This is a genomic window from Halobaculum sp. CBA1158 (assembly GCF_021431925.1).
Taxonomy (GTDB): Archaea; Halobacteriota; Halobacteria; order Halobacteriales; family Haloferacaceae; genus Halobaculum.
Genome location: NZ_CP090371.1, coordinates 857,641 through 876,832, shown reverse-complemented (window position 1 = coordinate 876,832; position 19,192 = coordinate 857,641). Strand labels below are relative to the sequence as shown.

Annotated in this window: 14 protein-coding genes; 8 read left to right on the top strand and 6 right to left on the bottom strand. The window is 69.7% G+C overall.

Annotated features, from left to right (window positions below; all coding sequences use genetic code 11):
- Nucleotides 1-17: 17 nt before the first annotated feature.
- Complete coding sequence (leuS, locus tag Hbl1158_RS04655; RefSeq protein ID WP_234298893.1) at nucleotides 18-2,681, bottom strand: leucine--tRNA ligase; 2,664 nt, start codon at nucleotides 2,679-2,681, stop codon at nucleotides 18-20.
- A gap of 131 nt (nucleotides 2,682-2,812) precedes the next feature.
- On the opposite strand from leuS, the gene Hbl1158_RS04650 reads away from it, so the two are divergent.
- Complete coding sequence (locus Hbl1158_RS04650) at nucleotides 2,813-3,049, top strand: hypothetical protein (RefSeq protein WP_234298892.1); 237 nt, start codon at nucleotides 2,813-2,815, stop codon at nucleotides 3,047-3,049.
- 141 nt (nucleotides 3,050-3,190) lie between these two features.
- Here Hbl1158_RS04650 and Hbl1158_RS04645 read toward each other — a convergent pair whose 3' ends face one another.
- The gene (locus tag Hbl1158_RS04645) at nucleotides 3,191-4,186 is read right to left on the bottom strand and encodes an ornithine cyclodeaminase family protein (protein WP_234299473.1); all 996 of its coding nucleotides are present in this window, start codon (nucleotides 4,184-4,186) and stop codon (nucleotides 3,191-3,193) included.
- Between the two features lie 247 nt (nucleotides 4,187-4,433).
- Here Hbl1158_RS04645 and Hbl1158_RS04640 point away from each other — a divergent pair, with 247 nt between their 5' ends.
- Nucleotides 4,434-4,736 (top strand): hypothetical protein, encoded by a 303-nt coding sequence (locus Hbl1158_RS04640; protein WP_234298891.1) that lies wholly within the window; start codon nucleotides 4,434-4,436, stop codon nucleotides 4,734-4,736.
- 177 nt (nucleotides 4,737-4,913) lie between these two features.
- Here Hbl1158_RS04640 and thsB read toward each other — a convergent pair whose 3' ends face one another.
- Together thsB and Hbl1158_RS04630 are read right to left on the bottom strand one after the other, a co-directional pair.
- Nucleotides 4,914-6,557 carry a thermosome subunit beta gene (gene thsB, locus Hbl1158_RS04635; protein WP_234299472.1) on the bottom strand — a complete coding sequence of 548 codons (1,644 nt, stop codon included), beginning with the start codon at nucleotides 6,555-6,557 and terminating at the stop codon, nucleotides 4,914-4,916.
- 402 nt (nucleotides 6,558-6,959) lie between these two features.
- A complete protein-coding gene (locus Hbl1158_RS04630) occupies nucleotides 6,960-7,133 on the bottom strand; it encodes a hypothetical protein (RefSeq protein WP_234298890.1) in 174 nt (57 codons plus the stop codon).
- Nucleotides 7,134-7,216: 83 nt separating this feature from the next.
- Here Hbl1158_RS04630 and Hbl1158_RS04625 point away from each other — a divergent pair, with 83 nt between their 5' ends.
- The 5 genes from Hbl1158_RS04625 (at nucleotide 7,217) to Hbl1158_RS04605 (ending at nucleotide 15,690) form a co-directional block, all read left to right on the top strand.
- A complete protein-coding gene (locus Hbl1158_RS04625; RefSeq protein ID WP_234298889.1) occupies nucleotides 7,217-9,661 on the top strand; it encodes a penicillin acylase family protein in 2,445 nt (814 codons plus the stop codon).
- The gene (locus Hbl1158_RS04620) at nucleotides 9,658-9,981 is read left to right on the top strand and encodes a hypothetical protein (protein ID WP_234298888.1); all 324 of its coding nucleotides are present in this window, start codon (nucleotides 9,658-9,660) and stop codon (nucleotides 9,979-9,981) included. Before Hbl1158_RS04625 ends, Hbl1158_RS04620 begins: the two co-directional genes overlap by 4 nt.
- Before the next feature lie 264 nt (nucleotides 9,982-10,245).
- Nucleotides 10,246-13,269, top strand: a complete 3,024-nt coding sequence (uvrA, locus tag Hbl1158_RS04615; protein ID WP_234298887.1) for an excinuclease ABC subunit UvrA — start codon at nucleotides 10,246-10,248, stop codon at nucleotides 13,267-13,269.
- A gap of 56 nt (nucleotides 13,270-13,325) precedes the next feature.
- Entirely contained in the window at nucleotides 13,326-14,327 is a 1,002-nt protein-coding gene (locus tag Hbl1158_RS04610) for a hypothetical protein (protein ID WP_234298886.1), read from the top strand.
- 283 nt (nucleotides 14,328-14,610) lie between these two features.
- Nucleotides 14,611-15,690: a geranylgeranyl reductase family protein gene (locus tag Hbl1158_RS04605; RefSeq protein ID WP_234298885.1), complete on the top strand. Its 1,080-nt coding sequence runs from the start codon at nucleotides 14,611-14,613 to the stop codon at nucleotides 15,688-15,690.
- Nucleotides 15,691-15,882: 192 nt separating this feature from the next.
- Here the strand turns inward: Hbl1158_RS04605 and Hbl1158_RS04600 are convergent, their stop codons facing one another.
- Both Hbl1158_RS04600 and Hbl1158_RS04595 read right to left on the bottom strand, forming a co-directional pair.
- Nucleotides 15,883-16,986, bottom strand: a complete 1,104-nt coding sequence (locus tag Hbl1158_RS04600) for an aminomethyltransferase family protein (RefSeq protein ID WP_234298884.1) — start codon at nucleotides 16,984-16,986, stop codon at nucleotides 15,883-15,885.
- Between the two features lie 115 nt (nucleotides 16,987-17,101).
- Nucleotides 17,102-17,401, bottom strand: a complete 300-nt coding sequence (locus Hbl1158_RS04595) for a DUF6432 family protein (RefSeq protein ID WP_234298883.1) — start codon at nucleotides 17,399-17,401, stop codon at nucleotides 17,102-17,104.
- Nucleotides 17,402-17,517: 116 nt separating this feature from the next.
- Between Hbl1158_RS04595 and Hbl1158_RS04590 the strand changes: the two genes are divergently transcribed.
- Nucleotides 17,518-19,065 (top strand): hypothetical protein, encoded by a 1,548-nt coding sequence (locus Hbl1158_RS04590; protein ID WP_234298882.1) that lies wholly within the window; start codon nucleotides 17,518-17,520, stop codon nucleotides 19,063-19,065.
- Nucleotides 19,066-19,192 lie beyond the last annotated feature (127 nt).

Here is a 19,192-nt window from a genome sequence, read left to right as displayed (position 1 = left end):
CTGCACGGCGACCGCGACTACTCCCGAATATCGATCGCCGGACGGCCCGGTTCCGCCTTGGCGGCGACGCTCTCGTCCGCCTCCGCCGCGGACAGCACGCGCACCGGCGCGTCGAACTCGCGCTCGATGAGCCAGGCGGCGGCCTCCAGCGCCGACAGTTCGCGGGCGGGCGACAGCGCCGGTCGCAGCGCCTCGCGCTCGGCCTGGAGGTCCTTCGCGTAGTCCGAGGCCGCCGAGCCGTGTCGCTGGATGTCCGGGTTCTGCATCAGCTCGCCCACGAGGTTGTCGGCGTCGCTGTCGACGGCGATCGACAGGGCCTCGTGTTTCCACTCGGGGGCGACGACCACGTCGACGCGCTCGGGGTCGTCGATCCCCGCCACCTCGATGATGTTTCGCACGTCCTCGCGGGTGTTCTCGACCAGCTGGCGGCGCTTCTCGACCTCGTCGGGGTCGGCGTCGGCGGTCGGCCAGTCGGCGTCGACCAGCAGGCCGTCGTCGTCGGCCAACTCGGCGTACAGCTCCTCGGTCAGGTGCGGCGCGACGGGCGCGAGAAGCTTGATCGCGACAGTCAGTCCGCGCTCGAAGGTGGGCGCGTGCACCTCCTCGACGTACTCGCGGTAGCCGCGCAGGGTGGCGACGAGCTGCTGGGCCTCGCGGGTCGCCAGGTCGAACCCGAGGTCGTCGAACTGCTCGGTGGCGACGGCGACCGCGGCGTCGACCTCGCTGCGGACGTACCGCGCGGCGGCCGTCTCCTCGCCCGCGCCGGCTCCGCCCGCGCCGGCGAACGAACGAACGGTCTCGGCCAGCCGACCCAGAAAGCGGTGCGTCGACCTGACGCCCTCCTCGGACCAGTCGAAGGCGGTGTCGGGTCGGGCCGCCTGCATCATGAACAGCCGCGCGGTGTCGGCCCCGTACTCCTCGACGATGCGCTGGGGCGAGACGGTGTTCCCCTTCGACTTGGACATCTTCTCGCCCTCCAACTGCACCATCCCCTGGCCCAGCAGGTTCGTGAACGGCTCGCGGTGCTCCAGCATGTCCATGTCCGCGATGGCCTTCGTGGCGAAGCGGGCGTACAGCAGGTGCATCACGGCGTGCTCCAGCCCGCCGACGTACTGGTCGACCGGCATCCAGTCGTCGGCGCGCTCCGCGTCGAACGGCGCGTCCTCCAGGTCCGGCGAGACGTACCGCAGGAAGTACCACGAGGAGTCGACGAACGTGTCCATCGTGTCCGTCTCGCGGACCGCGTCCGCGCCGCAGTCGGGACAGGCCGTGTGCTTCCACTCCTCCGCCTCGTCCAGGGGATTCCCGGTCGTGTTGATGAACTCCGGCAGCTCCACGGGCAGGTCCTCTTCGGGCACCAGCACGGGACCGCAGTCGTCGCAGTGGATCACCGGGATCGGCGTCCCCCAGTAGCGCTGGCGGGAGATCAGCCAGTCGCGCAGGCGGTACTGCGTGTGGAAGTCGGCGGAGTCGATGTCGGCGGTCAGTCGCTCTCGACCCTCCGCGCTGGTCAGACCGTCGTACTCGCCGCTGTTGACCAGCACGCCGTCTTCGGTGTATGCGCCCTCGCTCACGTCGGGAACGTCGGGCGCTTCGCTCTCCCCGTCCGGCTCCGGCGCGACGACGGGGACGATGTCGACGCCCATGCGCTCGGCGAAGGCGTGGTCGCGCTCGTCGTGGCCCGGGACGCCCATCAGCGCGCCCGTCCCCACGTCCGAGAGGACGAAGTCCGCGACGAAGACGGGCACCTCCTCGCCGGTCGCGGGATTCGTCGCGGTCAGGTCCGTCTCGACGCCGTTCGGCTCGTCGCCGTCGGGGTCGGCGACCTCCTCGACGAAGTGGGCAACCTCGTCGTCCTCGGCGGCCAGTTCCTCCGAGATGGGGTGATCGGGGGCCAGCGCGAAGAACGTCGCGCCGTGGATGGTGTCCAGTCGGGTCGTGAACGCCTCGACCGGACCGTGGTCTGAAACATGGAACTCGACGCGTGACCCCTCCTGCTTGCCGATCCAGTTGCGCTGCATCTCGCGGACGCTGTCGGGCCACCCCTCCAGGTCGTCGATGGCCGAGAGCAGCTCGTCGGCGTATTCGGTGATACCCAGCGTCCACTGGTCCAGTTCGCGCTGCTCGACCAGCGTGTCACAGCGCCAGCAGCGTTCGTCCTCGCCCTCGACCTGCTCGTCCGCCAGGACGGTCTCACAGGAGGGACACCAGTTCACCTCGGCGGCGCGGCGCTCGACCAGCCCCTCCTCGTGGAACTGCTCGAAGAGCCACTGGTTCCACCGGTAGTACTCCGGCTCGCAGGTGGTGATCTCGCGGTCCCAGTCGTAGCCGAATCCCATCGACTCCATCTGCCCGCGCATGGTGTCGATGCAGTCCATCGTCCAGTCGCGGGGGTTCGAGTCGCGCTCCTTGGCGGCGTTCTCGGCGGGCAGGCCGAAGGAGTCCCACCCCATCGGATGGAGCACGTCCTCGCCCTGCATCCGCCGGAAGCGGGCGTACGCGTCCGTGATCGTGTAGTTGCGGACGTGGCCCATGTGGAGCTTCCCCGACGGGTACGGGAACATCCCCAGCACGTACGTCGGATCCTCGGCGTCGTCCGGCGTCCGGTAGGCGTCGGCCTCCGCCCACGCGTCCTGCCAGCGTCGTTCGACCGCCGTGTGGTCGTAACCCTCCTCGGACATTTCTTACGTGCTGGTTCGGCCGCTTCGACCCCTATACCTTTCCATCGAACACGGCGCGGGTTGCCACCACGTCGCGCGGTCGGCGAACCGGCGGCACAACGCGTATCCTGTCAGCCGACGTAGGTCGTCCCATGAGCACGGAGATCGATACTCGCGACGACGACGACGCCGGACTGGCGAAGTCGGTGTACAGGACGGTCACGCCCGGCTACACATCGCACTCCGACGACGGGATGAACGCGATCGGCTGGGCGGTGTTCCTCGGGGTGGTGCTGTTGCTGGTTCCGCTGTTGCCGCTGATCGTCGTCGTCTGGGGCGTGAACAAGGTGATCGAGGCGGTCATCGGGGACGCGAAATCCGAGGAATAGCCGGTATCGAGCCGTCGACGGGTCCGCCACCGAGGCCGTCGACGAGATATCACCGAGGCTGGTAACCGGGGGAGCAGTCGGACGGTCGACCGCGACGGCGACGCACCAGCAACGCGACGGTGACGCGACGGCGACGCCGGACTACTCGGCCAGTCCGAGCAGGTCGAACGCGTAGCCGTTGTCCCGCTCGTTCGCGTGCTCGTACACGACGTGCGCGGCGGCGACGTCCTGGATGGCGAGCCCCGTCGAGTCGAAGACGGTGACCCCGTCCTCCGCCGTGCGGCCCGCTCTCTCGCCGACGACGATCTCGCCGATCTGGCCGTAGATGTCGTCGTCGTCGAGGACGCCCGCGGCGTAGGGAACGTTGATCTCCCCGGAGTGGGTCGTCTGCTCGTAGTCGTCGATGACGAGCTTCGCATCGAGCAGCAGTTCGTCGGCCAGTTCGTGTTTGCCTTCGGCGTCCGCGCCCATGGCGTTGACGTGCGTGTGCTCGCCGATGGCCTCCCGGGAGACGATCGGGTCCTCGACGGGCGTTACCGTCGAGAGCACGTCACAGCTCGCGGCCTCCTCGATCGACCCCGCACGAACGTCGAACCGGTCCTCGAAGGCGTCGATGAAGCGGGCGACGCGCTCCTCGTCGAGGTCGGAGATGACGACCTCCCTGATGTCGCGGACGGACGCGATCGCCTCCAACTGGGTATACGACTGTGCCCCCGCGCCCACGATTCCCATCGAGGTGGCGTCCGCGACCGCGAGGTGGTCGGTGGCGACGGCGGCGGCCGCGCCCGTGCGCTTCATCGTGAGTTCGGTGCCGTCAAGCAGCGCGAGCGGGAACGCGTTCTTCGGGTCCGAGTAGATCATCGTCCCCATCACCGTCGGGAGGTCGTACTGCTCCTCGTTGTCGGTGTGGACGTTGACCCACTTCACGCCCGCGGCGTCCCAGTCGCCCGCATCGAGGTAGGCGGGCATCGACCGGAAGTCCCCGTTGTACTCGGGCAGGTCGATGTAGCTCTTGGGGGGCATCTGGGCGTCGCCGCGCTGGTAGGCCGCGAACGCCTCCTCGATCGCCGGCACGAGTTCGGCCATCTCGGCGTTGTCGTGTACGTCGTCGCTGTTGAGCAGGAGCGTCTTCACGATCGCAAGAATTGCGCGGTCCGATTAGAAGCCTCCGGTACCGTCGTGTTCCGCCGAGGCCCGGGGCCGGCGACCGCGTGCCGGCGCTCCCCCCGGGCCGTCAGGGACCGCGCGCGGCCCGCGCGCCGCCCGCCCGTCGCGCTCTCCGATTAACTCGGCTTAATCTGGGTTATCGTGGGCTCACACGACCGAATCCGGATTTTCGGTCGTGGTCCCTCTTCCCCCTCGGGGGCCGATGGAGAGACGCGACATGACACGAACCAAGCTCGCCGCGATCGCACTCGCGGTACTGATCGCAGTCACGGGCGTCGCCGCCGCGGCCCCGGGGAACGCCCCCGCGGACGCCGGCGCGAACGACGGAACGGTCGGACAGGCCGGCCCGCCGACCGACCTCCCCGACCCGGTCCCCGACTTCGTGAGCGACATCCACGACGAGATCCGCTCGTTCATCGACGGTAACGTCGAGAACCTCGGCGACGTCGTCTCCGGGATCGCCGGCGGCGACGCGGGCGACAGCGGTGCTGACGACGGCACCGACGACGGCGACGCGTAACGTGTGACGACCGACGCTTCGACCCGCTGACCCTCCGGCCCTCGTTCGGGCTGGCGACCGTCCGTCACCCGCGAGCCGTCGCTACCGGCGACAGCGAGCGCGTCGAAAGAAGTCGACAGTTCGGTCGGAAGCGGTGCGGCGGTCGTGCGGCGGAAAGCGAGGTCGGTCGTCCCTCGCTTACATCGCGCCGCCCATGCCGCCCATACCGCCCATACCGCCCATGCCGCCGCCGGGCGCGCCGCCCTCCTCGTCGTCGTTGCCGCCGGTGGACAGGTCGCCCGCGGCGATGATGTCGTCGATCTTGAGGACGAGGTTCGCGGCCTCGGTGGCGCTCGACAGCGCCTGCTCTTTCGCGTGAGCCGTCTCGACGACGCCCGCCTCGAAGGTGTCCTCGACCTCGCCGGAGAACACGTTCAGGCCGGCGTGCTCCTCGCCGCCCTCGTGGGCGGAGCGGAGGTCGACCAGCGTGTCGATGGAGTCGAGGCCGGCGTTCTCGGCGAGGACGCGCGGGACGAGTTCCAGCGAGTCGGCGAACGCCTCGACGGCGAGCTGCTCGCGACCCTCGACGGAGTCGGCGAAGTCGCGGAGGCGCGAGGCGAGTTCGACCTCGATCGCGCCGCCGCCGGCGACGATGCGGCCGTCGGAGACGGCCGTCGAGACCACGTCCAGGGCGTCCTGGACGCCGCGCTCGAGCTCGTCGACGACGTGCTCGGTCGAGCCGCGCAGCAGCAGCGTGACGCCGTGGGCGTCGTCGCCGCCCTCGACGTAGAACAGCTCGTCGGCGTCGTCACGCGACACCGATCCGTAGCCGAGGTCGGCCTCGGTCGCGGAGTCGATGTCGGAGACGACGTTGCCGCCGAGGATGTTCTTGAGGAAGCTCAGGTCGGACTTCTTCACGCGGCGGGCCGCGAGGATGCCCTCCTTCGCGAGGTAGTGCTGGGCGAGGTCGTCGACGCCCTTCTGACAGAAGACGACGTTCGCGCCCGTCTCCTTGATCTGCTGGACCTTCTCCTTGAGCTGGTCCTCCTCCTGGTCGAGGAACGACTGGAGCTGGTCGGGCGAGTCGATGGACACCTGCGTGTCCACGTCGGCCTCCTCCACCTCGATGGGGTCGTTGAGCAGGAGCACCTTCGCGTCCTCGACTTCCGAGGGCATGTCGTCGTGGAGCGGGTCCTTGTCGACGACCGCGCCCTGGAGCAGTTCGGACTCGCCGGCCGAGCGGCCGGTCTGGGTCTCCATCGCGACGTTCTCCAGGTCGACGACGTGGCTGCCGTCGTCGGCCTCGACGGTGACCTGCTTGACCGCGCGGTAGATGAGGTCGGCGAGGACCTCCTTCTCCAGCTCCGCGCCCTTGCCGGTCATGGAGGTCTCGGCGACCTTCGTGATGAGCTCCTCGTCGTCGGGGTCGACCTCGGTGGCGACCTCGTCGACCTCGGCGCGGGCCTGCTCGCTGGCGAGGTGGAAGCCCTTGATGATCGCCGTCGGGTGGATCTCCTGTTCGAGGAGGTCCTCGGCGTTCTTGAGGAGTTCACCCGCGATCGCGACGGCCGTCGTCGTTCCGTCGCCGGCCTCGTCCTCCTGGGTCTCGGCGACCTCGACGATCATCTCGGCCGTCGGGTTGTCGATGTCCATCTCCTGGAGGATGGTGACGCCGTCGTTCGTGATGGTCACGTCTCCCATCGAGTCGACGAGCATCTTGTCCATCCCTTTCGGGCCGAGCGTCGAGCGTACGGCCTCTGCGACGGCGCGTGCCGCCGAGATGTTGTACTCCTGGGCGTCCTTGTCCTTCACCCGCTGCGAGTCCTCGCCCATGATGATCATGGGCTGACCCTGCATTCGTCGTTGACTCATGTACGGTTCTGAATGAGGTTGTGATTCTACATAAATCCTTGGGTACGGTGCGATTGCGGTTCATCCGGGTATCGTGCGATCCAGATCCAACAATCACAAGACAGCGCCCGATCTGTCCGTGTCAATCGCTGACAATCGCCACGAACATTTCGTCGTTCGAAGGCCCACACGAGCAGGTTTTATATAACACGGTTGGGCTCCGACGAGCGTCATCGGTGCCGTCGAAGCGATCACCGCACAGGAATGCGGTCGAGTGCGCCGGTTCCCATGATGATCGACCGGACGTGGCGATCGGCCGCCGCTACTCGCTCGGCGATACCGGACGAATAGTCAACGCAAAGGTCGTGCTCGTAGGCGTGCGAGCCGAAACAGTCACTCCTCGCCCTGCGGCGGCGCGGACAGGAGGTCCGACTCGGTCTCCTCGGGCGGGTATTCCGGCGAGGTGTCGTCGTCGAGCGTCTCGATCTCTCGTTTCGCGAGGTGGGTTTCGAGCTGCTCGCGCTTCTTGCGACCCTGACGTTCACGTCCGCGCTTCGTGTCTGGCATTGACAACCGTGATAACAACACCCATGGTTAAGAAGCTTTCCGCACCGCGGGGACTTATCACACGTCGACTCCCGTCGTGGCGTATGACCGAACGTTCGATCAGTTCGACTCGGCGAGCGCTCCTGGCCGCGATCGTCGGCGGCACGACCGCCGGTGGGGCGCTCGGACCGGTCCGCGGCTACCTCTCGTCGTTCGCCCCGCTGTCGGGCGGCGCGTGGGACGCCGCCGCGGACGATCGCCCGGCTACCGTCGACAGCCCGTACGGCGATGCGACCCTCCGCTACGACGACCAGGCCGTCCCCCGGATCGAAGCCGACGACGAGGCGGCGATGACGTTCGCGGTCGGATACGCGCACGGCGGCGACCGGCTCTTTCAGATGGACCTCCAGCGACGCCAGCTACGCGGGGAGCTCTCGGCGGTCGTCGGCGAGGCGACGCTCGACTCCGATCGCTTCCACGTCGCGATGGACTTCGCCGCGGCCGCGGACGCGACGTGGGAGCGCGTCCGGGACACGGAGGCCGGCCCGCTCGTCGAGGCGTACTGCGAGGGGGTGAACCGCGCCCGGGAGGACACTCCGCGACCGCTGGAGTTCGAACTCCTGGGCTACGACGCCGACCCGTGGACGCCCGCGGACGTGATGCTCGCCGAGAAACAGATCGCGTGGACGCTCACCGGTGGGTTCCGAACGCTACGCAGGGAGACCCTTCGCGCCGAACTCGGCGCGGACGCCGCCGAGACGCTCGTGCCCCAGCGACTCGACCACGACGCCGCGATCCTCGGACGCGAGGGCGCGACCGACGACTGGGCGGTTCCGGACGGCGACGGCGAGGGGAGCCGATCGACGGCCGACGAACCGACCGGGTCGCGCGCCGCCGTTGCGTCCGATCCCGCGCTCGATCGGTGGCTCTCGGGAGTCGAACCGCCCGCGTGGGCCGGGTCGAACTCCTGGGCGGTCGCCGGCGATCACACGGAGTCCGGCGCGCCGATCGTGGCGAACGATCCGCACCTCTCGCTGATGGCCCCGCCGGTGTGGTACGAGCAGGTGCTTCGCCACCCCGAGTACCAGGTTCACGGCGTCACGTTTCCCGGCGTTCCGTTCGTGGTCATCGGAGAGAACGACCGCGGCGCGTGGGGGTTCACCAACGCCGGCGCGGACGTGATCGACTTCTACGAGTACGAGACGCGGGCCGACGGCGCGGAGTATCGCTACGGCGACGACTGGCGCGCCTTCGACACCGAGACCCGAACGATCGCGGTCGCCGACGCCCCCGACCGCGAGGTAGCGGTGAGGAAGTCGGTCCACGGCGCGGTACTGGGGGCGAACGCCGGCGGCGACGAGTTCCGGGACGAACTCGGCGTCGCGTGGACCGGGCTCTCGGCGACGAACGTGACCAACGCGATCCTTCGGCTCAACCGGTCCCGCGGGGCCGACGACGTCGACGAGGCGCTGCGCGAGTTCGGCGAGCCGACCCAGTGTTTCGTCTACGCGGACCGAGACGGGGAGGTTCGCTATCGCGTCACCGGGCGAGTACCGCTCCGTCGAACCGACGGCGACCTCGTTCCGGGGGACCGCGTGTTCGACGGCTCCGCCCGCGAGGGCGAGTGGGCCGGCTACACGCCGTACGGCGAGTCGTCGTGGGAGGGGTTCATCCCGTACGACGAGATGCCCCACGACGACGACCCCGAGTACGTCGGCACGGCGAACCAGCGGATCGTCGACGACGACGAGTACCCCTATTATCTCGCGGAGGCGTACAGCGATCCGTTCCGCGGGATCCGACTGTGGGAACGCCTGGACGCGCTCGTCGACGACGGAGACGTGACGCCGGCTGACATGCGCGACCTCCAACGAGACACCCGCGACGGCCGACTCGACCGATTCCGACCGGTGCTGGAGGAGGCACGGCGGGAGCTCTCGGGCGACACGAGAGCGGAGTTGGACGACGTCCTCGAGTGGGACGCCGAGGCGACCCGCGACGCCCGCGAGCCGCTCGTGTTCGTGCGTTTTCTCGACGCCTACGAGGCACGCTTCGTCGCCGACGCGCTCTCCGGACTCGACGGTCGCCGCGACGCCGCCGCGTACGCCCCGACACAATGGGTACTGGCGACGCTCGGCGACGAGTGGTTCGACCCGGACCGCGCGACCGCGGCGGCGGAGGCGTTCGCGACGGCGGTGGCGGAGATCGACGACGAGGGGTGGGAGACGTACGGCGACTACAACCGGACGGCGATCGACCACCCGTTCGACCAGGCGTTCCTCAATTACCCTCGGTATCCGATCGACGGCTCGGCGGCGACGCTGTTCAACTTCCGCGTGACGTCGAGCGCCGGCAGCAGCTGGCGGCAGGTGTGTCCGCAGGGCGACGCTCCCTCGCGGTGCATCCTCCCTGGCGGCAACGACGGCAACGCCTACGCGTCGTCGTACGACGACCAGCTGCGCCGCTGGGCGAACGGCGAGTACAAGCCGATGGACCTGGCGATGCGTGGGGAGTTTGCGACCCGCTTCCACGGAGGTGATCCGGAGTGACGCGGAGCGACTCGGCCACACGGTGGGCGGCGACCGCGCTGGCGACGATCGCCGGCCTCGGCCTGGCGTCGGCCCATTGGCTCGGCCTCGTTGCGGGCGCGGCGCTGGTCTCGCTCCCGCAGCGGACGCTCCCCCGCGGCGTCGCCGCCGGCGTCGCGTTCGGGGGACTCGCGCTCCTCGTCGCCGGCGCGTCGCTGGCGCTGGCTGGCCCGGCGGCCGTCGAGACGGCGCGGGCGATGCGCCAACCGCTCGCTGTCGCCGCCGGCGCATCCCTCGTCGCCGGCGCTGTCGGCGGACTCGTCCGTGGCGTGGTGGGCTGACAGGCGGTCGGCGTCGCGTGGGCGTGTGAGCCCGGATCCGTCGGGGGGTGACCGCACACCCGCCGTGTTCCCCGACGGCGACGGTTCAGGTCACGGTGCGGGTGGTCCCGTCATCGGAGAAAAACGCTCGGACGGAGCGGACGGCAGTCTGCTCGGGAATCCGTCGATGACGGGCCCGTTAAGTGGCTCCGACCCCAGGTCTATCGCAATGAGCGCAGGAGCCGTGCGTCACCGGATCGCGAACCGATCGCGGGGTGACGCGTAGTGCCCAAGGAGTTCATCGAGGTCCGCGGTGCCGAGGAGAACAACCTCAAGGACCTCGACGTGGAGATCCCGCGCGAGCAGTTCAACGTCGTCACCGGTCTCTCGGGATCGGGCAAGTCGTCGCTCGCGTTCGACACCGTCTACGCCGAGGGTCAGCGGCGGTACATCGAATCGCTGTCGGCGTACGCCCGGAACTTCCTCGGGCAGATGGACAAGCCGCAAGTCGAGAGCGTCGAGGGACTCTCGCCGGCGATCTCTATCGATCAAAAGAACGCCGCCAACAACCCTCGGTCGACCGTGGGGACCGTCACCGAGCTTCACGACTACCTTCGCCTGCTGTACGCCCGCGTCGGACATCCGCACTGCCCGGAGTGCGGCCGCGAGGTCGGCGAACAGTCGGCCCAGCAGATGGCGGGTCGCGTGTTCGAGTTGCCGGAGGGAACCCGCGCGAAGATCGCCGCGCCGGTCGTCCGCGACCAGAAGGGCGCGTTCGAGGACCTGTTCGACGAACTGGCGGCCGAGGGCTACTCGCGCGTCGAGGTCGACGGCGAGCAGTTCGACCTCTCGCTGGAGCGCCCCGAGCTGGACGAGAACTACGACCACACGATCGACGTGATCGTCGACCGCGTGAAGGTTCGCGAGGAGGACCGGTCTCGGATCACCGACTCCGTGGAGACCGCGCTGGAGGAGGCCGACGGCGTGCTGAAGGTGATCCTTCCGGACCCGCCGGAGGGCGACGAGTTCGACCTCGGCGGCAACGAGTCGCGGTCGACCGGCGACCTCGCCGGCGACGCGGACGACCGACTCGTCGTGGAGTTCTCCGAGGATCTCGCGTGCACCCACTGCGGCATCGACTTCTCGGAGATCGAGACGCGCTCGTTCTCGTTCAACTCGCCGCACGGCGCGTGCCCCGAGTGCGAGGGGATCGGTTCGACGAAGGAAGTCGACGAGGACCTCGTCGTCACGGACCCGAGCCAGCCGATCAAGCACGTGTTCGAGCCGTGGAGCTACAACCGCTCGTACTACCGGACTCGCCTCGACAACGTCGCCGATCACTTCGGTGTCAGCGTCGAGACGCCCTTCGAGGCGCTGTCCGAGTCCGAGCAGCGGCAGTTCCTCTACGGCACCGATCGACAGGTCGAGTTCGAACAGCAGACGAAAAACGGGGTGCGCCGGAAGACCCAGCGCTTCGAGGGCGTCGTCCCGAACCTGGAGCGGCGGCACGTCGAGACCGACTCCGACCGCACCCGCGAGCACATCGAGGAGTTCATGGCCGTCACCACATGTCCCGAGTGCGAGGGGACGCGCCTGAAGCCGCAGTCGCGGTCGGTGTACGTCGACGGTACGTCGATCACCGAGGTGAATCAGTTGTCCATCGGCGACGCCCTCGAACACTTCGAGGGGATGGAGGAGACGATGACCGAGCGCGAGCGCACCATCGCCACGGAGATCCTCAAGGAGATCCGCGCGCGTCTCGGCTTCATGGAGGAGGTCGGCCTCGAGTACCTCACCCTCGACCGCGAGGCGTCGACCCTCTCGGGCGGCGAGAGCCAGCGCATTCGACTGGCCACCCAGGTCGGCTCCGGACTGGTGGGCGTGCTGTACGTCCTCGACGAGCCGTCTATCGGCCTCCACCAGCGCGACAACGACCGCCTGCTCGACACGCTGGAGGGACTTCGCGACCTCGGAAACACCCTGCTCGTCGTCGAGCACGACGAGGCGACGATGCGCCGCGCCGACAACATCATCGACATCGGTCCCGGGCCGGGCAAGCGCGGCGGTGAGATCGTCGCCCAGGGCGACTTCGACGACATCGTGAACACCGACGAGTCGGTCACGGGCGACTACCTCGCCGGTCGCGAGGTCGTCGAGGTGCCGGGCAGCCGTCGCGACAGCGACGCGGCGCTGACGGTCGAGGGCGCGCGCCAGCACAACCTGAAGGACGTTGACGTGGACATCCCTGTCGGCCAGTTCACGGCCATCACCGGCGTCTCCGGGTCCGGCAAGTCCACCCTGATGCACGACGTGCTGTACAAGGGGCTCGCTCGCGAGATGAACGACAACACGGAGGTCGACCCCGGCGAGCACGACCGCATCACCGGGACCGATCACATCGAAGGCGTGCGACTCATCGACCAGTCGCCCATCGGCCGAACCCCGCGCTCGAACCCCGCGACGTACACGGACGTATTCGACTACGTCCGTGAGCTGTTCGCGGAAACGAAACTGGCGAACCAGCGCGGCTACGACAAGGGCCGCTTCTCGTTCAACGTCAAGGGCGGCCGCTGTGAGGAGTGCGGCGGTCAGGGACAGGTGAAGATCGAGATGAACTTCCTGTCGGACGTGCACGTCCCCTGCGAGGAGTGCGGCGGCGCTCGCTACAACGACGAGACGCTCGACGTGACGTACAAGGGGAAGACCATCGCGGACGTGCTCGACATGAGCGTCGACGAGGCGTACGACTTCTTCGAGTCCCACTCCGGCCTCGAACGCCGGCTCGGCCTCCTGAAGGACGTCGGACTCGACTACATGCAACTGGGCCAGCCCTCGACCACCCTCTCGGGCGGCGAGGCCCAGCGCGTGAAGCTCGCCGAGGAGCTCGGGAAGAAGGACGCCGGCGACACCCTCTACCTGTTGGACGAGCCGACCACGGGGCTCCACAAGGCCGACGAACGGAAGCTCATCGACGTGCTCCATCGGCTCACCGACAAGGGGAACACGGTCGTCGTCATCGAGCACGAGCTCGACCTGGTGAAGAACGCGGACAACATCGTCGACCTCGGTCCCGAGGGCGGCGAGGGCGGCGGCGAGGTCGTCGCCGAGGGCACCCCCGAGGCGGTCGCCCGCGTCGACGAGTCACACACCGGACGCTACCTCCGCGACTACCTCCCGAGGGTGGACGCCGAGGGTCCCCGCAGCGACCGCCGGATGCCCGCTCTGGCGGCCGAGGCGACGGAGTCGGCGGACGGGGACGACGCCGAGAGCGACGAGGAGGCGGTCGAGGCACCTGCGACCGACGACTGACACGGGAGCCGGCCGAACGGCCGAACCTTTTCGCGTTCCGTCGCGAACAGACGCTCATGGCGACCGTTCACGCCGCGATGCGCGACAGTTTCCACGTCGTCGATCCGATGGCCGAGAGTGCCACCGTCGCGTCCGACCTCGACGGCCGCGCGCTCGAGTGCGTCGCGGTCCACCCCGACAGGCCGGACCGCGTGTTCGTCGGCACCTTCGAGTCCGGCCTCTGGCGGTCGACGGACGCGGGGTCGACGTTCGAGCGCGTCGGGGACGATTCCATCGAACAGGAGGCGGTGATGGCAGTCGCAGTCTCGCCCGACGACGCCGACGTGATCTGGGCCGGAACCGAGCCCTCGCGCGTCTACCGCTCGACCGACGGCGGCGACACCTGGATCCACCGCGACGGACTGGTCGACCTCCCCTCCAGCGACGAGTGGGCCTTCCCGCCGCGCCCGCACACGCATCACGTCCGGTGGATCGAACCCGATCCCGCAGAGCCGGAACACCTGTACGTCGCCGTCGAGGCAGGCGCGCTCGTCACGACCGACGACGCCGGCGAGACCTGGTCGGATCGCGTGTCCGGATCGCGCCGGGACACGCACTCGGTGGCGACCCATCCCGACGCGCCCGGTCGCGCCTGGGCCGCCGCCGGTGACGGCTACGCCGAGACAGACGACGCGGGACGGACGTGGAATCACCCCCAGACGGGCCTCGATCGGACTTACTGCTGGAGCGTCGCTGTCGACGCCGGGAACCCGGACCGCGTTCTCGTCTCGGCCGCGCGCGGCGCACGCGAGGCGCACACCGCCGAAACCGCGGAGACGTACGTGTACCGGAAGGCGGGATCTGACGACTGGGATCGGCTCGACGACCGCGGCCTCCCGCTCGGCGAGGGCGTCACCCGTCCGGTGGTCGCCGCCGGCGACGCGGGGGAGTTCTACGCGCTTTCGAATCGGGGACTGTACCGCAGCGGCGACGCCGGCGACACGTGGGCCGAGGTCGACGTCGACTGGCCGGGGCGGCTCCGAGACCAGACCGCCCGCGGGGTCGCCGTGCTCCCGTAGGTTCAAATCGGATGCCGGGACCAGCGCCGCCGTGAGCTAACCGATCGACCGCGCGGGCCACGGCGGGAGCGGGGCGCGAGCGACGCGAGCGCTTCGACGCGAGCGGCGAGCGACGCACGCCGCGAGCGAGCGACCCACCCGCGCGGACACGGCACGGGTCGCCTGTCAGCCATATGTCGGCCATATCGACGGATCACCGGCGTCCAGAGCAATAGCGACGGTGACAGCAACGGCGACGGCGACGAGCCACGAGATATATCTCCGTTCGCACGAACCGAGAGGTATGTACGACTTCGTCGTGGTCGGCGTCGGCCCAGCGGGCGCGCGCTTCGCCCGGCGGGCCGCCGAGGCCCGCTACGACGTGCTCGCCTTGGAGAAGGGGACGGTCGGCGAGCCGTTGGCCTGCTCGGGGCACGTCTCCACCGACGTTTGGGAGTACGTCCCCGACGACACCGAGGAGCGTCTGCGCCAGAACCGGGTGTACGGCGCGGACTTCCACGTCGGCGGCCCCGATTCCCCCTCGCGCCGCTTCTACAAGCGCGAGGAGATATCGAACGTCATCGACCGCGTCGAACTCGACCGGACGCTCGCCGACGCCGCCCGGGACGCGGGCGCTGACGTGCGCGAGGGCCACACAGTCACGAACGTCGAGGAGCGGCCGGGCCACGTCGAGGTGACCGCCAGCGTCGGCGGCAGCGAGGAGACGTTCGAGGCGCGAATGGTCGCGGGCGCGGACGGCCCGGTGTCGCGGGTCCGGAAGCAGCTCGCCCTGCCCGAGCCGACCGAGACGCTCCACGGCGTGCTCGCGTTCGCCGACGAGGCCGACCACGGCGACTACGTCGACGTGCACCTCACCGCGCCGCGCTTCTTCGCCTGGCGCATCCCCCGCGGCGACGCCGGCGTCGAGTACGGCCTCGCCGCGCCGCCCGGTCACGAGGTGAACGAGCTGTTCGCTCGCCTGACCGACGAGTACGACGTCGAGACCGACCGCTTCTGCTCGGGGGCGATCCCGATCGGACCGCCGGAGAGGACGGTCGCGAACCGCGGGTTCCTCCTGGGCGACGCCGCCGCCCAGACCAAGCCGTTCACGGGCGGCGGCATCCTCTACGGGATGCGCGCCGCGGACGTCGCCGCCGACGCCGTCGATCCCGAGGACCCGACGACGCTCGCCCGCTACGAGGAGGGCTGGCGCGAGGAGCTGTCTCGCGAGATCCGGTTCGGTCGGTGGATCCGCCGGGCGTACTCGCTCCCGGAGCCGGTGCAACGGGCCGGGCTGTGGGCGCTGTCGGGCGAGATCGGGGTCCACATGGACGAGCCGAGCTCCTTCTTCTCCCGGGAACACCTGAGAAAGCTGTTCTCATAGGATCGCTGTCCACGATTCTGTCGTGGGTCTCGGGACGACGACCGCGGACGCCCAGCCGTTGCTTCCAGTCCCACCCCGAAAGAGGTCGATCGAGCGTAGTATCCGGACCCTCGTTCGCGCCCGGAGTCTCGTTCGCACGACCGTGGGGAGTCGGAGATCGTCACTCAGTACTCATCCGTCGTTCACTCAGCGTTACGACTGTTCGGCGGCCTCCGGGTACGTGGGTAGTCGTCCGGAGCGCGCGCTCCCCTCGACGAACGGGAGGTCGACGCGCTCGGCGGCGACCTCGTCGCCGTCGACACGGACGGTCAGGTCGGTCGCGTTGGCGTCGAAATCCACGTACGCGAGCGCGATCGGGCCACCGAGACTCGGCGACTCGACGGCGCGAGTCACCTCGCCGACGGATGCGTCGCCGGCGAAGATCGCCGCGCCCGCCTCCGGAACGGCTTCGGGTCGGACTCCGACGAGTCGTTTGCTCGGCCGGCCGCGGTTCTCGACCTTCGAGACGACCTCCTGACCGACGAAACAGCCCTTCTCGAAGTCGACGGCCGAGCGGACGCCGGCGACGTTCGGCAGGCGACCGCGCAGTTCCGTCTCGAACCGCGGCGTCCCGGCCTCGGCCGTGAGGGTGTCCCACGTCGCGTAGCCGAACGGCGCGGAGTTCAGCCCCCGAGTGAGGAGCGTGTCGAAGATGTCCTCAGCCTCTCCGGCGGCACAGACCACCTCGTACCCCTCCTCGCCGGTCGGACCGTCGGCGGCGATCACGGTGACGCCGACGCCGTCCATCCGCCCGCGGACGAACGTCAACTCGGGCTCTGGCGAGCCCGCGTCGTTGAGCACCGAGGCGATCTTCTCGGTCGAGGTGGGCCCGTGGACGCCGAAGACGCCGAACTCCTCGCTGGCGTCGCGCAGTTCGACGTCGTCGATGAACACCTTCCCCTCCCAGTCGTCGACCAGCGGCTCCGCGCGGTCCGGCGGGACGAACAACAGGAGGCGCTCGCCGGCGTTGTAGACGAACAGCTCCGTTTCGATCGCTCCCTGCGGGTCGAGCAAGAGCGCGTAACATCCCTCGCCGTCCGCGGCAGGCACGCGGTTAGAGACGGCGTTGTCGACGAACTCGACGCGGTCGTCGCCCTCGACGACGACGACGCCGTACCCCATCTCGATGACGCCCACGCCGTTGCGGACGGCGCGGGCGGCGCTGTCCGGGCGGCCGTAGTCGGCGACGACCTCGCGGCCGCCGCGCTCGACGAAGGTCGCGCCGTGGTCGGCGTGAACGTCGGCGACGAGACTCATACCCGATGCGTGGCTCCCGTGCCCAAAAAGGGACGCGGAAGTGGCGGGGACCGAGTCGGACGCGGAGACGACCAGCTCCGATGCGGCGGTCGAGCCGGCGGGATCGGCGACGGAGTCACAGTCCGAAGCGGTCGCGGATGGCCTCGAACAGCCCGGGCTCCTCCTCGATCTGCTCGCCCGGGTTCGGGACCACGCGGTCGTCGGGGTAGATCCGGACGCGGTCGTCGGTTTGCTCGACCTCGATCAGACCGGCCTCCTTCAGCGACGCGAGCGCGGCCTCCACCTCGTCGATCGTGGCGTCGACGCCCGAACGGAGTTCGAGCACGGTCATTCCGTCCTCCGCCCGGCCGACCAGCGCGTCGAGCACCGCAACCTCGGTGTCGTCCCTGTCGCGGTAATCGGGCGGCACCCTCATGGAGGGCTGATCGCTCGGCGTCGGCTTACGTGTACCGGCGGTGACAGCGCGAGCGCGCGTGCCGCGCGTCGGACGCGAGCGAACGCTTTTATGGGCCAAGCCGGTTCGTACGGGCAATGGGTCTCAGGTGTCTCCTCGGCCACGACTTCACCGAGCCGAGGACGGAACGCGACCGGGAGGAGCGAGGGGACGAGGTCATCGTCTCCATCCGGGAGGTGAAAGAGTGCAGGCGGTGCGGCGAGACGCGCGTGGTCTCCGAGAACAAGGAGGTCACCGCGATGAGTCGGCCGCCGGCGGAACGCGCTCGAGAGGAGTCTGTCGCCGACGAACCGGTCGAGGGTGTGGGTGCCGCTCGGTCGACCGGCGGGACGACCGCGGACGCGACCGGTGGATCCGACGCGACAGGTGGACCCGACGTGACGGATACACCCGACGCGACGGAGGCGAGCGCGGACGCACCGACGATCACCGACGCCGAGTCCGGCGAGGCCGCCGCCGAGGACGACTTCGATCACCCGGCGGTCGAGGCGGACGAGCCGAGCGTCGACGACACGGGGGCGACCGAGGACGCCGAGATCATCGACGACGGTCCGGATAGCGATGTCGAGCGGCCGGCAACCGACGACGAGACCGACACCGCGGGGGACGACCGAACCGGGGATGCGACCGAGGGCGGAGGCGACGACGGAGCGACGGACGCGACCCCGGACGCTGGAGCGACGGACGCGACCCCGGACGCTGGAGCGACGGACGCGACCCCGGACGCCGGCGACGACGGACGCGCCCACGGGGAGTGGCCCGACGCCGACGCGAACCGCCGCGACGAGGCCGACCGACCCGGAACGACCACGGAGGGATCGTCGGCGTGGCCCGACGAGGAGCCCGACGACCCCGACGGCGACGCCGCGGATGCGGGCGGGGCGACCGGAGCGAGCGGGACGGCCGACGCGAACGCGAACGGCCCCCACCGCCCCGCTGAGGGCGAGTCCGAAGACGTGGAGTTCATCGACGGCGACGCGAGCGCGGCCTCGGAGTCCGCGGCCGCCAGCGAGGCGCGGACCGACGTGGCGTCCGACGCCGAGGCGGGCGACGACCCGGCCGGCGGAGTCGCCGGCGACGGCGACGACGCCGAGTTCGTCGACGGCGACGGACCCGGTCGGTGGCCCGAGCGGCGCGGCGACGACGAGGGGTTTGACGCGGCGGTCGGCGACGACGGCGACGGCGACGCCGGCGTCTCGGTCGACGGGAACCTCACCCCGCAGGTGGACGGCGAGATCCCGGACGACGGGGACGTGGAGTTCATCGAGGCCGATCCCGAAGACCGCGGGGGTTCGGGGAGCGACGCCACCTCCGGCGATGCGAGCGACCCGGCGGCGTCCGCGAGACCGGACTCGACTGCGGGTGACTCGGCCGAGAGTGCCGCCGGCACGGGGGGTTCACACGAGCGCGGTGCGGGCGCGGGCGACGCCTCCGAGGCCGCCGGTACGGACGCCAGCGCGGGATCCCCGGGCGTCGACCTGACCACGACCGTCGACGAGCGCGAAACCGTCTACGTCTGTCCCGACTGCGGCACCCGCGAGGCGGTCGGCGCGTCGTCGATGCGGGCGGGCGACATCTGTCCCGAGTGCAAGCGCGGGTACATCGAGGAGCGCGAACTCCAGTAAGTGGCGGTAAACACGGGTACGCCGGCGAGGCGGCCGTGGGGCCACGTCCTCGAGCCGGTCGTGAAACGCTCGGCGTTCCCGGAGCGGTCGTCTGACGAAACGTGTTTATCGGCCCCGGGCGAACGCC